This window comes from Candidatus Hydrogenedentota bacterium (assembly GCA_035450225.1).
GTDB lineage: Bacteria > Hydrogenedentota > Hydrogenedentia > Hydrogenedentales > SLHB01 > DSVR01.
Genome location: DAOTMJ010000028.1, coordinates 21,751 through 38,371, shown reverse-complemented (window position 1 = coordinate 38,371; position 16,621 = coordinate 21,751). Strand labels below are relative to the sequence as shown.

The window sequence follows — 16,621 nt, the reverse complement described above, 5'->3', positions numbered from 1 at the left end:
AATCGGCCCATGAAAGTGCTGATAGCCGAAGACGACGCCACCTCCCGGCGCGTTCTTGAAGTCTTGTTGCAAAAATCGGGGTATGAGGTGGAGGTGACCCACGACGGCGCCGAGGCGTTGAGCCGCCTGCGCATGCCCGGCGCGCCCGACATCGCCATTCTCGACTGGATGATGCCCGAAATGGACGGCGTCGAGATCTGCCGGCAATTGCGCGCCCACGAGCCCACCGTGCCCCGGTATCTGATTCTCTTGACAGCCAAGGGAAAAACGGAGGAAGTCGTGGAGGGTCTCACTTCCGGCGCGGACGATTATGTGACGAAGCCGTTCGAGCGAAAGGAACTGCTTGCACGGCTCAAGGTTGGCGAGCGCATCATCACGCTGCAAAAGGACATCATCGCGGCGCGCGAGGAATTGCGCATCCTCGCGACGCAGGATTCGCTGACGGCCACATGGAACCGCCGCGTCATTCTCGATCATGTCGGGCAGGAACTCACCCGAGCCCAGCGCAAGCGGTCGAGCCTCAGCCTCGCTATGGTTGACCTGGATCACTTCAAGCGGATCAACGACCATTACGGCCACTTGGGAGGGGATGAAGTGCTGCGCGAGGTAAGCCGCCGCCTGTCGGCCTCGTTGCGGCCTTACGACGCGGTCGGGCGCTTCGGCGGCGAGGAGTTTCTGGTGGTCATGGCCGAATGCGGCGAGGCGGAGGCGCGATCCGTCGGCGAGCGCCTGCGGACCTGTGTGTCTGAAACGCCGATCCAGTGGGAAACGCACGCGATAGAGGTCACCATCAGTGTCGGCGTGGCCACGGCGGGCGATACCAGCGGCCTCACCGTCGAAAATCTGATTCGCCTGGCCGATGACGCCCTGTACCGCGCCAAGAGCGCCGGGCGCAACCGCGTCGAATACCTAGGCATGGAATAGGAGGCATCCAAATGGCCGATGGGACCAGCCCGCCGGAAACACCGGCATGCCGCGTGCTGGTGGCCGACGACGACCTCACCTCGCGCACGATCCTCCTGCAACTGTTGCGCAAGTGGGGGTACGAGACGGTTTCCGCCGCCGATGGCGACGAGGCGTGGAATATCCTTCAGACGGAGGGGGCGCCGTCGCTGTTGCTGCTGGATTGGATGATGCCCGGCAAGGACGGCGAGACGCTATGCCGCATGATCCGGCAGCGCCCCGAAACCCGCTATATCATCCTGATTACGTCGAAAGATCGCACCGAAGACATCGTCAAGGGTCTCGAAGCCGGGGCGGACGAATACATCGTAAAGCCGTTCGATAAGGACGAACTCCGCGCGCGCATCCGCGCGGGGGGGCGGATACTCGGCCTCGAACTCGCCCTTCGGCGGCGTGTCGCCGAACTCGAAACGGCGATCGCGGAAATCGAAACGCTGCGCGGCATGCTGCCGATTTGTTCCTACTGCAAACGGGTGCGCAACGACAGCAATTACTGGCAGGACATCGAGAGTTATATCGCCGCTCACTCGGCGACGACGTTTTCGCACGGTGTCTGCCCCGAATGTTACGCGAAAATCGTGCAGCCCGAACTCGACGCGCTCAAGGCCGAAAGGCAAAACAAGAAAGGCGCCGGCCATGCCCATTAGTCCGTTGCGTTGGGAAGAAGGCGAGTTGTTTCTGCTGGATCAGACGCGGCTGCCGGAAGCGTGCGTCGAGATCAACCCGCGCACGCTGGAGTCGGTGCGCGAGGCGATCCGCGCGCTGCGGGTCCGCGGCGCGCCGGCCATCGGATTGTGCGCGGCGTTCGGCGTGCTGGTCGGTGTGCGCGAAAAGGCCCCACGGACGGTTGCCGGGGCCGTTCGGGCTGCGCATGAATCCGCCGCGTTCTTGGCCACGGCGCGTCCGACGGCGGTCAACCTGTTCAAGTCGCTGGACGAGATGAAGGCCGTGGCCGACGCGGCCGCGAACGAGCGAACAGTCGAGGCGTTCGCGGCGCGCATGGAAGCGGCGGCGTTGCGGATGCTGGACGAGGACCTTGCCATCGGGCGCGCCATCGGCGAATGCGGCGCGCCGCTGATCCACGACGGCGACGGCGTGCTGACGCATTGCAACGCGGGCGCGCTGGCCACGGGCGGCTACGGCACGGCGCTGGCCGTCGTGTACCGCGCGCATGAGGCGGGCACGCGGTTTCAGGTGTATGCGGACGAGACGCGGCCTTTGCTGCAGGGCGCGCGGTTGACGGTATGGGAACTGGCGCAAGCAGGCATTGACGTGACGCTCATCTGCGACAACATGGCGGCGCAGATCATGCGCGAGGGGCGCGTGCAACTGGCCGTCGTCGGCGCGGACCGCATCGCGGCCAACGGCGACACCGCGAACAAAATCGGCACCTACGGCGTCGCGCTGCTGTGCCGCGCGCACGGCATCCCGTTTTACGTGGCCGCGCCGATCAGCACCATTGACCCCGCCACCCCGCGCGGGGACGACATCCCCATCGAGCAACGCGCGCCGGAAGAAATCACCGAAGGCTTCGGTAGGCGCACCGCCCCGGAAGGCGTCAAGGTCTACAATCCCGCGTTCGACGTCACGCCCGCCGGACTGATCGCGGGCATCATCACCGAGCGCGGCATCCTCCGCCCGCCCTACGAGGCCTCGATTGCCGGCGCGTTGAAACCGTTGTGAATACGCGGGACAGGCGGTCCAGCCTGTCCATCGGATCCGAAAAATGAAATCGGCGCCATCAGCGTATTTCAGGAAACCAAGTCAAGGGGATGCGAAATAAGCGAATTCTGTACCTTTTCCGGCTGTCTCGGAATGGCCTAACTTCAAGAAATAGACCGGATTGCATGGACTTCTTTGTTGACACGCGGGGTTTTGTATGCTATAAGAACGCTGGAGCATTGTGCGGGGTTCGCGACGGAAGAGGTGTATCCGAAACGGGCCCATGGCCGAAGAGACAGGAGGAGTCACGCGCGCGATCGGGCAAAGGCCTCGCATCGGGACATGGACGCCGTTCCGGCGAAGGAACGGTTTCGATGCTGTGGCGTATTGTCTTTGCGCGGTGAGGCCGCGTGAACGCTGTTTCGGTTTGACGGTGGCAGTAGAGGACCTCGTGTTGTTTGCACGGGAGCATTTGGGTGCACGGAGGATCGCGCCGGCGCGGAACGATTCCGCGGCGGGCGGTTTGGGCGCGGCTTGCGCCCGTTCGATGGCATAGCCGGAGGTAGGGAACGTGAGAACACATTACGGCGTTATCCTGGGAATCGGGCTGGCGGTTTTCCTTGTGGCGGGCGGGTTGACGTTCTGGGATTGCGCGCGCCACGAAGTGTCGGCGGCCACGCCCGGCCCCGCCGCCGCCGCCGTCGCATCCGCCGCGCCCGCCGCGCTGCCCAACGCGGCGACGTCCCTCGCTACTGCGTCCTTGGGTAAAATGGCCGTCATGCAAACCGCGAAAGCCGCCGATTGCGCAACGGATCTTTACCGTATAAATGTAGATCCTCAAAGCGGACCTGCTCCTCTGACCGTGACATTTACTGTTGATCCGGATCCTCTAACGTGCCCTGATGTTCCTTTTTCCACAAAAGAATGGACCTTTGTGGTTTATGAGGTTGTTCGTGAAGAGGGTGAAGAGGGTTTTATAACTAATTGGGTTGAGGTTGGCCCTTCCTATTATCAAGTAAACGATAATAAGGTAACGCTTCTGAAACCGTTGGAATATAAAATTACTGTTTCGTTGAAAATTGAATTTGACAACATTCTTATTCCGCGACGTGTTGGGCCTCAGACATTTTCTTTCAATGTTTCAAACCCGCAAAGTGGTGAAGAACCGTCTCCAGCCAAATTCGAAGTCAAATCGTTGATTCCGGATACGCAGGGTTTGGTGCCGATGCAGGACTGGGCACTGCTTTTTCAGTTCAATCTCAGTTACTCCAAGAAAAAGCCCGCGCCGCGATGCCTGGTGGAATTGTATTTTGCGATTATTGGAGATCCCCATGCCGCTGATCGCGCTTACTCGGTCTGCCGCGGCCCACTTCAGGATGAAATTTACCAGATTGCCATTTTCCGCGATCATGGGCCGATAGTGGACGGATACGAGGAGCCGGACGGCAAACTGCAATTGGATCCTTCGCAACCCTACTATGATGGGGAACCGCTTTACCTCATGGACGCCCGGGGCCGGGGGATGGACGGTGTTCAATACGACGTGGACGGCGACGATACCGATCTGGTGTACGACCTCAACCTGTACAACGCCGGGGCAACGCCTCGCACCTGCGACACCATGCCCACGGCCGGGCCGGAGAAAGGCCGCGGCTACCTTGTGGCGATCCGCACTAGTTCCCTTTGGCAGACGGGGACGGGACTCAGCGTGATTGTGGCGCGTCCGCCCAGTTGGGGGCCGTTCGGCGGGCAACTGCCCATGCAAGATATTTTCGATCGGGTCAGTTGCATCCCGGTGGGTGTGCCATTCGGGTCAAACGGTCCGGTGGACTCGTACAGTCCCGATTTCAAAAAGGGCGACAGTCTTGTTCCGGATGAAGCCTATAGCTCCAGTTTCAACGTTGTGGACATCACCGGATCGTTGGGCGTCAGTTATCATCCAGAGGTAGACGCGAACGCATGGGCGTGGCCGAGCAAATTGTATTCCCCCGTCAATGAACATGCCCGGCCGCGATGGGATTCGTTGACCAACACCATTGACATGGGCTTGGGCGAATGGCTGGATTTGCGGCGGCTGTTTTCGCTGGAGACATGGGTGGCGGTGCTTGGCATCAACGCACACGGGCCGGGGACCATTTTACCCTCCGAAATCAATCTTGTTTTTACCGATATCGGTGCGGATCCGTATGGGCCGGAAGGCAACGGCGGTTTCAATCCGCGGCAGATGCTGGATACGAATGTATCCGACAGCACACAGCCCCTGGATCCGAATCCTCTTTTTGGTTTGGATTATGCCTTCAACGGCGTCTGGTTATGGCACGACACGAACAACAACATCGTGTTCGATCCCCCGGTGGCTTCAACCACCGGCGCGACCTGCAACGGCGACTATCCGATGTATCCCGGCGCATATGGACCGATCAACCAGGCCGTGCGGGGCTTGTCCGAATGGGAGTATTTCCCGTTCCCGCCGGGCGGCGGCGATCCGTGGTGGAAGATCAAACTCAAGTTCGACCATGGACGCCGGCGCAGCACCATGGATGCGACGCCCACCGGTTATCTCGAACCGACCCCGGAAACTTCCGACACAATACTAGCCCGGGAATGGGTGGATTATTTTGTCGTGTTCCGCGCGGACAGCGGATACCGGGACTCGTCCACTTCCCCGCAGCGAGAAGACGGCGTGGGCATGCGTTTGGGCGCGGATTTCCGGGTGTTCATCGAGCCCCGGCATTGGAACGACCGGGCCGGCCATTGGGACGGCGGCATTCAATTTTCGGGATCGTACATGGGCGCCGGCATGGATTACTGGCAGGACGATCCCGTGTATGAATACCCGGTGCAAAATTACACCCTTCCCTACATGCCGTACACGCCGCACTTGACGGATCTTCAGTCTTTCGATCCCAACGGCGTTTTGCCGTGGTGGCCCGAGCGGACCAACAACCAGTATGTGGTCAAGCCGCTTCGCGGCGGGTTGGAAGTCCACGATCTCGTCATGACCTTCAACTCGGACAACCTGTACGCCAAACAGACGTACATTGATTTCATAGATTCCTATTTGAACACCTGCTCACATTATTACAATGATGAATATTCCAGAATACTGGACATGTGGATCGATCCGTTTACGGTCATGCGGCTGCATTTCCTGACGTCCGTATTCCCCTATTTCCAACCCTCGTACGGCATTACCTACACGGCCGGCATCGTGGCGCCTTATTTGGGCGATGCCAATGGCGGATTCCAGTACGCGTTCGAAAGCGTGCCTTTCTTCAATGCCAGCCTCGAATTTCCGCTGTCGCAATTCTACAAGACGCCTCATCCACAGCCGACGTTGCCCATTTATGAAAATTGGCCGGGCAATCCGGACTTGGGCGGGGTGACGTTTGGAACGAACGAAACGGTGGCGACGGGCACGCTTGGAACCTGTCACTTCTACAGCACGGGATCGGACCCCGCGACACCCAGCGACGATATTTATGTGTTCGACGTGCCGGACGCCGCATGGCCGTTCAACGCCTACGCCGGATACTGGCTTATTGATCAATACAACGCCAAGTTCCGCATTGCCGGCAACTCGGCCACCCAGTTGTTCCTGCTCCGCGCCGGAACGGACGTCGAATACAAGATCAGCAACACGCCTCCCACGTATGAAACCCGGCATGTGCCCGGCGTCGCGGACGGCCCGTGGGCCATTGCGCGTTTTGCCTTGCAGCCGGCGACCTATCCCCGGGCCACCGATTGGTCCGCCGGACTGGATCCGAAGGATCCGAATTTCCTCGGCGTGCAGCCGGCCGGAGGCCGCGCGGCGCGTCTGCTGATACAGCGCACCGATCCCTATAGCCCGACCGACGCGGCCAGCACGTCGGCCATTACCAATTCGCGCGTGACCGGCATGCTGGGCATCAACCTGTGCGGCGCGGACGATCCCGTGACCAATCTGTACAGCGAGATGTCCCTGCAAAGCGTGACCGTGGCGTTCTGGGGTCCGGAACTGGATCCGCGGACGGATTTCCTCCCGCTGGATTCGTCCGGCACCCTGCCGATGTCCGGGGTATTGCTGGTCGAAGATGCGAGCCACGATGGCGTGCTGAACGTGGGCGATTATCCGGTTCCGCTGAAAGACTGTGCGTGGGGCAGCGCACCTGAACCCATTGACTTGGACGGCGACGGCGCCGCGGACGACCTCAACGGCGACGGCGTCGCGGATACATCCGATTATGCGTGGGTGTTGAAACTGACGCCGGCCAATACATGGACCATTCCACACACGGACAAGTCGGGATCGAGTGCGCTCAAGTCCAACGACGGCAATGGCGTGGTGGCCGAACGGAAGGATCCGTATTCGGACGAAACCATCCAGACCATCGAGGAATCCCATTGGGCCGCGAAGATGGATCCGTCCAAAAGCGCGGCCAAGGCGCTGCCCGTGAACGGCAATTCGGGCGACGATTTGTTCGTCACGGTGCGGGCGTCGCATAGCATCGCGCGGTTCAAGCAGTTCCGGGCGATGATTCCGGCCTCGTTGCCGTCGCGCAATCCGCCCGACGCGCGGATCGCGGGCGTTCGCATCACGCCCCCGCCGTATTTCCAGCCCGATTCCAATCTCAAACTCAGTCCCGACGAGGGGCCGGTGCAGGATTTCTTCGGCCACGACATGATGGAAACCAACGTCGCCGTGGATATCGTGAATCTGACGGCCTCGGGACAGAAGATCAAGCCCGGCGGCCCCTCGCTGGCCGCGCTGGGACTCGACATTTCGACCAACCGCGACAACGTGTCGAACCCGAACGATCCGAAGAACGCCACGATCTACAAGGCGGACAACGGCGTTTCCGTGTCGCCCACGCAATACAGCACCCCCGGCAAGACGTGGACCCCCGATGTCATCGGCAACTGGCTGATCGGCATGTCCGCCGAAGAGGGCGTCAAGCGCCTCGAAAGTTACGAGATCGTGGGCGCCAACGGCAGCACGCTGACGCTCCGCGCCGGTTCGCCGGCGGCGGGCAAGTTCCGGATTGTCAGGGACCCGACGTTCCTCGAACAGGTGATTGTCGAAATTTACGACGATTCCGGATCGGGCCTGTTCAACCTTCAGAACGATTTGAAGCCGCTCGACAAGAATCAGACGCAAAGTGGCATTGCCATCTACCGCGACAACGACTGGGATCCGAACAACAGCAATGGCAAATTCGATGAAAACATTGATATTCCGTTGACGCTGGATCAGGAGCCGGTGTATATCGGCCTTGCCGGCCAGCCGCAGATGATCAAGTTCGTGTTTTCATCGCCCGGGACGGACGATCTGGCGGTAGACGGCCCGAAACTGCTGGCCAATCAACCGCGCCTGCGGCAGTGGGCGCCCGATTCCTTCGGACTCGCGCCGACGGATCCCGAAACCGGCCCCGACTTCTTCGTGGTCATTCGCGCATCGAAGCAGATGGATGCCGGCGACAAATTCCGGGTGGGCATCGTTTCGTGGGGTCCGGCCACGCCGACCGAACCCGATCCGGACCAATTCCCGTCGCCGCTGCAATGGCCGGGCGGCCAAGTGAACCCGAACGAGTGGAAGATCTTCAGCGAATTCCCGTGGAGTTCGCGCGCGCTCGGATTCATCACCTTCTTCAAGAATCCGCAACCCTATTACTCATGGACGTACGATCACGAAAAGAGAAAGGTCGTTGCGCACGCCGAGGTGGATCATAGCCAGGATCCGCTGCCCGGCAAGGACTACAACAGCACGGCCACGCCCAATCCCGGCGTCAGCGATGTGCACAAGTACCGCTACTGGATTCGTACGACGGCCAACAAGTTCGGGCGGACCTATGCCGTTACCGCGCTGGCGCCTCCGGTTGTGGACTTCACGGCCAGTTTCACGCGGCGCGCGCCGGGCGAATCCATTACGTTCGTGAGCCTGTCCACGGGCACGATCGTAAACTACATCTGGAACTTCGGCGACGGCCAGACCGCCACCACCACCTCCGGCCAGGTCACGCACAGTTACGCGTCGCCGGGCAAGTACACCGTCTCGCTGACCGTGGTGGACAACACAGGGTCGTCGGATTCGGTGACGAAGACGGACTACATCCAGATACTGGCGGCGCCCTTCGCCAATTTCGAGGGATCCCCGCGGATCGGCGCCGCGCCGCTCACCGTCCAGTTCACGGACCTCTCCGTCGGCACGCCCGACAACCCCGCGTCCTCCTACGTGTGGGATTTCGGCGACGGCACGGCCGTGAGCACGCTCCGGTCGCCCAAACATACCTATACCACGTCGGGCATCTTTGCGGTCACCCTGACCACGACCTTCCGCGACAACACGTCCGACACAATCCGGGCGGAGAACTATATTCTGGTGCGTCCGGGCGGCGGCGAGGGCGAAGGTGAAGGCGAGGGCGAAGGCGAAGGTGAAGGCGAGGGCGAGGGCGAAGGCGAAGTGAATTGCACCTTCATTGCGCCGCAGGATTATCCGACAGCCAGCCTGACGTTTACCGACGGCATCAAGAGCAAGGATAAAAGCGCCCTGTTGCCCCTGACCGACTGGGTTCCGCTGATCGCGTTCACGATGAATTGGGACAGCGCGGACAAGCCCGCGCCACGCTATCTTCAGACCCTGACCTATACCATTCGGGCGGATCCCCGTTCGAGCGAGGATCTCGGCTACGACAACGTGGACGGGCCGGCGGCGTCCGATCTCCTCGAATTCGGCATTTTCAAGGAATTCGGCAAGAAGGAAGACCGCAACGGCGTGTTGGACGAAAAGGACGCGCCCCTCGGCATCTATTGGGACAACCGCGGATCGCCCGTGGGCCGTCTCGTGGCCAATTACCAGGGATACCTCGTCTATCAGTTGGACTTCATCGGATCGGGCACCCTCGAGGATCCGGAATTTCCGGTCACGAGTTCGTCGCCCGACGATCCCGCCTCCTACATTATCGCGGTCCGCACCTCGGCGACGTGGCGGTCGGGCCTGAGCCTCGGCTATACCGTGGATTACGCCCGCATGTGCCCCTATCCGATCAAGATCGACCAGGGCAAAGTCTCGGTGCTCGACAAGTATTCGCCCGATTTCTCCACGGGCAATACGCTCGACGAAAAGATCGGCTATTCGTCCAGTTTCGCCGTGTGGGACGTTACGGGCGGCCCGTGGCCCGCGTGGAACAACCGGTTCATCAACGCGTGGACGTGGCCGTACCGCATGTACACGCCCATGGCCGAACACTCCCGCCCGCGGTGGGACGTGCCCGGCACGCTATTCAACCTCGTTTCCGGCGAATACCTCGACATCCGCAAGCTGATGCCGCTCGAACAGTGGATACCGCTTATCGGCATCAACCTACATTCGGTCTGGCCGCCCTATATTCCCGGCGCCACCGAGCACGAGCGCTGGGGAATCGTCGAAGGCGAAACGATCAACTGGTTTGCCCAGCTTCAGGAAGTCAATGTGGTCTTCACCGATATCGGCGCGGATCCGTACGGCGAGCCGGGCAACGGCGGCCTGAACGCCCCCGAAGGCTTCGACCCGATGCGCAACAATACCGACCAGATGGTAATCGTGGACCATCCCGTAGGCTACGATTTCGCCTTCAACGGCGTGTGGATTTGGCAGGACACCAACGGCAACGGCATGTTCGATCCGCCCACGCCGGATTCGGCCGGCGGCGTAACCCTCACCGACAAGCCCATGTGGCCCGCATCGTTCGTCAGCCTCATAGACATGGGGTTGAATTCGTTTGCCGATTCGGTGATGTGGGAATGGGTGCCGTTCCCGCCGGGCGGCGGCGATCCGTGGTGGAAGATCCGCCTGCGCACGATGTTCGGCGCACGGCGCTGGACCAGCGACGACAAGTACGGCGGCATGGTGCCGCAGGTGCCCGACGGCACGTTTACCAGCATGTACAAAAACGATTACTTCATCGTTTGCCGGGCGGACAGCGGCTACGAAGACATCAGCGTGGCCCCGCCCGACGGCACCGGCATGAATCCGGGCGCGGACTTCCGTTGCTTCATCGAACCGCGCCGGTACGACCCGTTGAAAGGCGGATACACCGGCGGCATCTATGTGGACAGCCAGATTCCGGCCGATATCACCTCCCTGCAGAACTGGCAGGACGATGCGCGGTGCGAGGCGGACGAACCGTGGTGGCCGCAGCGCACGCTCGTCGCGGACAACACCAAACCGGTCCGCTTCAACCTCGATGTCCACGACTACGTCATGACCTACGAGTCGAACAACCGCTACGCCTACCAGACGTATTTCTATCATGGCGACGGCGACTTCGGCGTGTCCATCCCCAGCACCGGCGTTCGTCTGTCCGGCACCGCCACCGATTACACCTTCCTGGGCGGCTACCAATTCTGGTTCGACCGCTGGATGGATCCGATGGCGGCCCGCATGATGCAGTATTACAACCTGCACAGCATCGGGGTCGCGCCGTGGAACCCGATTACGTGGAGTTGGACCTACAACAATGTCCACGTGGCGGCCGACGACCAGAACGGCGCGGGACAGTTCGCGTATGAGACCGTGCCGTTCTTCAACCCGTATGTGGACGAACCGCCGCACGGACCCCGGTCGAACGCGTATCCGTATCCGGCCCAACAGCCGTTGCTGCCGGAGTACGGCACGTGGCCGGGCGGGCTTGAACCGGGCCAGTATCCACGCGCGAGCGATTGGCCGCAGACCTACCGGAAGGCCCGGCTGCTGCACCAACATGTGGACATCTGCAGCGGCCCGACGCCGATGCTTGGATTCAACTTCGTCGGCACGGACGACCTCATCACGAACGCCATCAACAAGATGTATCTGCGGAGCATCACGGTTGCGTTCTGGGGGCCCAACTTCGATCCGTCGAAATTGCTCGCCCTCGATGTGGACGGTGTGTCGCCTGAATCCGGCGTGCTGCTGCTGGAAGACTCCGACAACGACGGGCTTTTCCTCGCGACCCCGTTCGATGAGGGCGCGGATTTCGTGTCCGGCAACCAGAAGGCGCTGCCGTTGAGCGAATTGCGCTGGCCCGCGGCGTCCGAACCGATCGACCTCGACGGCGACGGCGTGGCGGACGACATGAACGGCGACGGAAAAGTGGACAAAGCCGACTATGCGTGGGTTTTGACGTTGCAGCCCAAGCAACAGTGGCCATTGCCCACACAGGACGAGACGTCGTCGTTCAGCGTGCTCATCCCCGATTTCGAGAAGGACGCCGGCGCCGCCAAAGCGGCGCCCGCCCCGCGCAAGGACACGGAGCCGCAACTGGTTGACGCGGCGGAGATGTTCGGCGGACCGGCCAAGGCGGCCTCATCCGTCAATACGGACAACTTCGGCGACGACCTCTTCATGGTCGTTCGGACGTCGGATCAATTGGGCCGCTTCGAGGGATTCCGGGCCGTGGTTCCCGCCACCTTGCCTGCACGGCCGCAAGGTCAGCGCGAGGCCGGCATCCAGTTCTCGCCGAAATCCCCGACCAGTCCCGGCGCCTTCGAAAAATTCAACCCCGACGAAGGTCCGGTGCAGGAGTATTACGGGTTCGACATGCTCGAAGGCAACGTCGCGGTAAAACTGACCGACATGACCAACCGTCCGAGCAAGATCACGCAGGGCGGCCCGCCGATGCCCTTCATCGGCATTGACGTTTCAACGAACGGCGCGAGCAAGACCGTGGATTCCGGAACCTCCGGCGGTTCCGGCGCGGACAAAGCGTTTATCGTCGCGGGACGCAACTGGGCGGCCAATGCCCACAAGGGTTGTTTCCTGATTGACAGCCGCTACGAGGCCTACGAGATTCTCGGAAACACGAACAACAAACTGACCCTGCGCAGCGGCCGCCCGCGCGACGGCGCGTGGCGCATCGTGCAGGATCCCTCGTTCCTCGAACAGGTCATCGTCGAGTTCTACACGGGATCGAACCAGACCGCCGGCGAAGGCGAGGGCGAAGGCGAAGGTGAAGTGTGGCCTTCGGACTTCAATCTTTCGCGCGACCTGCTGCCGTTGAGCATCGATCCGACGGTCAGCGGCGTGGCGATCTACCGCGACAACGATCTCGATCCGCGCAACCGAAACGGCATTTTCGACGCGGACATTGATATTCCGGTCGCGCTCGACGCGCCGCCCACGCTCGTGGGTCTTTCCGGACAGCCCGAAACCCAGGTCAAATTCCTGTTCTGCCAGCCCGGCACGGACGATTGGCCGCAATCGCTGGCCAGCCAGCCGCGCAATCGCCAGTGGGTGCCGGATACTTTCGGCATCCGGAGCGGCGCGGCGGAAGAAGGCCCCGACTTCTTCGTGGTGGTGCGCGCTTCCAGCCGCATCCCCGAGGACGAAACGTTTGCCGCCGCGATCGTGTCTTGGGGTCCGAACACGCCGACCGAACCGGATCCCGATTCGTTCCTTGTGACGGGCGCGCCGGCGCGGCCCACCGACGAGGCGGCGCTGTTCAGCGAGTTCCCGTGGGCGTCCCGCGGGCTTGGATTCATCACCTTCTTCCAGAATCCGCCCGTCAATTACTATCTGGAAGGCGGCAAGGCGCGCCAGGAACCGGACGCGAGCGGGTTCAACTGGCTCCGTTCGAGCACGAGCCGCAAATTCAAGACCCGTCTCGTCACGGCGCAGAAGCCGTTGATAGGACCGTATTCACTCGTGATTGACAGCGTGACGCAGTCGCGGCTGCCGTCGGTTATCACGCCGCCCGCCACCTTCGATCTCGTTATCAAGGGCACGGGTTTCGGATCCGCGCCGATGGTTTCGATCGGCGGATACGCGGTGACCGTGAAGAGCGCGGACAACACCTCGATAGCGGTCTCCCTGCGAAATGTGGCCGGGCTGACGCCGGTGAATCCCGCGGTGCTTATCGTGCGCAACACGGTGACCGGCGATGAACGCAGCCGCGACGATCTCTTCTATGTCGAGGAAACCGCGGCCCAGACCGGCCCACGCATCACCAACGTCGTTCCCGCCCGCGGAAGCCGGGCCGTGTTTCCCGTGACCATTTACGGAAGAAACTTCACGAATATCAACGATCTCGAAGTCTTGTTCGGCGAAACCCGCATGCCGATTGAATCGGCCACCTCGACCATGATCCGGGTGGGATTCCCCGTCAGTGGATTCCCCGCGACCGGGCCGATGGACGTTACCGTGCGGAACCTCGAACCCAATTCGCTCAAGGGTCTCGAAGCCGTCGCGACCAACGCGTTCTATTATGTGGACAATCCCCACGGCCCCTGCTTCATTGCCACGGCGGCCTATGGAACGCCGCTCGAACGGCGGCTGGACGTGTTCCGCGCGTTCCGCGACGAGGCCTTGCTCGGAACCTTCGCGGGCAGCGCGCTGGTCGAGGGGTATTATGCGGCAAGCCCGGCGCTGGCGGATGTCGTGGCGCGGCACGCGGCGCTGGCCGGCGCTGTTCGGTGTGTCTTGACGCCGTTGGCGTGGGCCATGGCCCATCCGTGGCCGGTCATGATGCTTTTGGCGGTGGGCGCGGGCGGTTGCGTCCTCCGGCGCCGGAGGCGGACCCTGTGATGTTCGGACCGCCGCGGCGCAGGCGCGCGGCGGCCTCCCAATAGGAAAGGAGCTCGGTTTGTGAGAGCGACAGTGCGGCGACTGGCATGTGTGGGGCTGTGCGCGGCGGCGGTGATCGCCGCGGCGCCGGCGGCGGAGGCCTTCTTCCCCTTGGGCGGATACAATGCGTACCTCCAACTCCGGCTGGCGCGCTGGAGTTGGCCCGCCTTCAACGACGCCAACAACGACGGCGATCTGATCGGCAACAACGAGGGCCTCGAAATTTTCATCGCGGGCGGCGCGACCGGCTTTACCGACGACGAGCAGGCCATCGTCCGGCAAGCCTTCGATGTCTGGCAGAAAGTGCCCACCAGCTACGTCCATTTCATGTTCAAGGGCCCGATTGCCGACCCCATTCCGCTGGGCGCGGGATCCGTCAATTTCATGAACACCGTTTCGATTCAGGCCGGCCTGCCTTTTGTGGGCGCGGGCATCGGCCTGCCCTCCGCCACGGCCATCACCTACGTGGTGGACGACGGCGTGGTCCCTCCGGCGCTGGGAACCTACGGGTATTGGTATAGCGGCGAAATCGTCGAGGCCGACATTGTGGTGGACAGCACCCAGGTGCGCGTTGTCACGCCCGGCGTGAAACCCCTCTTCGATTTGCAGGCCTGTGTGGCGCACGAGGTCGGTGTCATGCTCGGTTTGATGGCCACCCCCTTGAACAACCTCGAGGCCACCTCCCTCGCGGGGCAGACCGTCTTGCTGGAAAGCCCCGTCGTGGCCCTGCGCGACGCCACCAACACCCTTCGCCTCGCGGGGGCGACGCCGACCATGTTTCCGCTGCCTTTCTATGTGGAACTGGGGCAAGGCCAGTACATCAACGGCAACGGCGATCTTGCCCCGGACGATATCGCGGGCGTTTCCTTTCTGTATCCGCGCGGCAATCAAGACGCATTTTTTACCATTTCGCATGAGGCGCGGACCCAGACCCGCGCCAATTATCCCTCGGTGCCCCTGCGTGGGGCCCATATCGTCGCATGGTGCGACGTGGACAACGATCCGAATACCAGCCGCGTCCCCCTGTTCAGCACCATGACGGGGCTCTATGAAATCCAGCCGATGCTGGGCGGCCGCTTCGACCTTTACGGCATGAGCAAAACCCTCGAAACCATCGGAGGCAAGGCCTTCGTGCCGACTTACACGCTGACCATGTCGCCGCTCAACGCGGGGACTCTCGAACGGCAATCAATTCCCGGCGGATCTTCCACGCTGTTCGCATCCATCATCGGCGCCATTGCTCAGATACCCATGACGGCCCCGTGGGATCAGTTCCAGTCCGAGGTCTTCCACGACGGCGAAAACATTTTTGACATCGCCAAGCACGATCTCGGAACGCCGCTCCATTTCGACCGCGTGCGCAACCAGGTGGTCAGCAGCGATACCGGAAAAATACTCGCCACGATGCTGCCGGGCCAAAAGCCGATGTTCGGCGACCGCAACGACGTGTGTCCGTTGAATCTGATTCCGACCGTGACCGCCACCACGACCACGAATACCACATTACGCGCATTGCGTGATGGATTTTTGATGAAAACCGCCGCGGGAAGCATGCTCGTGGATGTTTACTACCAGGTTGCGCCGGCCATGGCCCGGTACCTTCTGGGCCATGCCGCGGCGCTGGGCGCATGGCGCGCCGTCCTGCAGGGCGTGGAATGGTTGTTGGGCCATGCCGCATGGGCCGCGGGCGGTCTGACCGCGCTGGTTCTTTTGGCTTGGGGATGGCGCCGTCGCCGGAAAGCGGCCGCCGTCACCGCGATCCTGTTCTTGGCCGCATGCCTTGCCATGCCCGCCCATGCCACGGTAGCCTATTTGACGGACGAGGAAATGGTCGGCCTGTCCGATGCCATCGTGACCGGGAAGGTTACCTCGGTCGAAAGCAAGTGGATCGGAAACGGCATCGTGACCGATGTCATTATTTTGATTGAGAATGTGGTCAAGGGGCCCGTGAACAAAAACGGCGACCTCTATTTGCGCCTTGCGGGCGGACGCGTCGGTTCGGTCGTCACCAAGGTGTCCGAGTTGCCCGAATTCGCCAAGGATCAGGAAGTCGTACTGTATCTTCAGGAAAAACCCGGCGAGGGATATGTCGTTGTCGCGGGCAGCCGCGGCAAATTCGACGTCCTTGTGACGGCAACGGGCAACAAATACGTGACTGCCTCGACCCCGGAAGCCCGGGCTGCCATGACCGATACCCTCCGCAAGCAGGCCGATGGGAATAATCAAAAACTCTTCCGTGAAAACGATCCGCGCATTCCCCTCGACGCATATCTCGACTACCTTGGGGATATCGTTAAAAGTCAGAAAAGCGGGAAATAATATATCCTATCCTTTTCCCTTTGATGCGTTTTCGATGGCCGATGCCGAATTTCAATGGGGCTGCGGGGGGGAAGCCTGTTTTTTCCCCGTTTTCCCGTCAACGGCCAATTTGCGTAGGGG

The 16,621-nt window shown here is 61.7% G+C and carries 6 protein-coding genes; 5 read left to right on the top strand and 1 reads right to left on the bottom strand.

Features of this window, described 5'->3' with window-relative positions; all coding sequences use genetic code 11:
• Positions 1 to 9 precede the first annotated feature (9 nt).
• Genes P5540_14185 through mtnA form a run of 3 tightly spaced genes read left to right on the top strand, consistent with a single transcriptional unit; the run spans position 10 to position 2,646 of the window.
• Positions 10 to 924, top strand: a complete 915-nt coding sequence (locus P5540_14185) for a diguanylate cyclase (GenBank protein ID HRT65966.1) — start codon at positions 10 to 12, stop codon at positions 922 to 924.
• An 11-nt stretch (positions 925 to 935) separates the two neighbouring features.
• Positions 936 to 1,610 carry a response regulator gene (locus P5540_14180; protein ID HRT65965.1) on the top strand — a complete coding sequence of 225 codons (675 nt, stop codon included), beginning with the start codon at positions 936 to 938 and terminating at the stop codon, positions 1,608 to 1,610.
• Entirely contained in the window at positions 1,600 to 2,646 is a 1,047-nt protein-coding gene (gene mtnA, locus P5540_14175; GenBank protein ID HRT65964.1) for an S-methyl-5-thioribose-1-phosphate isomerase, read from the top strand. Before P5540_14180 ends, mtnA begins: the two co-directional genes overlap by 11 nt.
• 561 nt (positions 2,647 to 3,207) lie before the next feature.
• On the opposite strand, the gene P5540_14170 is transcribed toward mtnA, so the two are convergent.
• The gene (locus P5540_14170) at positions 3,208 to 3,405 is read right to left on the bottom strand and encodes a hypothetical protein (GenBank protein ID HRT65963.1); all 198 of its coding nucleotides are present in this window, start codon (positions 3,403 to 3,405) and stop codon (positions 3,208 to 3,210) included.
• A gap of 445 nt (positions 3,406 to 3,850) precedes the next feature.
• On the opposite strand from P5540_14170, the gene P5540_14165 reads away from it, so the two are divergent.
• Both P5540_14165 and P5540_14160 read left to right on the top strand, forming a co-directional pair.
• Positions 3,851 to 14,143, top strand: coding sequence for a PKD domain-containing protein (locus P5540_14165; GenBank protein ID HRT65962.1), 10,293 nt, complete (start codon positions 3,851 to 3,853; stop codon positions 14,141 to 14,143).
• A 60-nt stretch (positions 14,144 to 14,203) separates the two neighbouring features.
• Entirely contained in the window at positions 14,204 to 16,501 is a 2,298-nt protein-coding gene (locus P5540_14160) for a hypothetical protein (protein HRT65961.1), read from the top strand.
• The last annotated feature ends 120 nt before the right edge of the window (positions 16,502 to 16,621 follow it).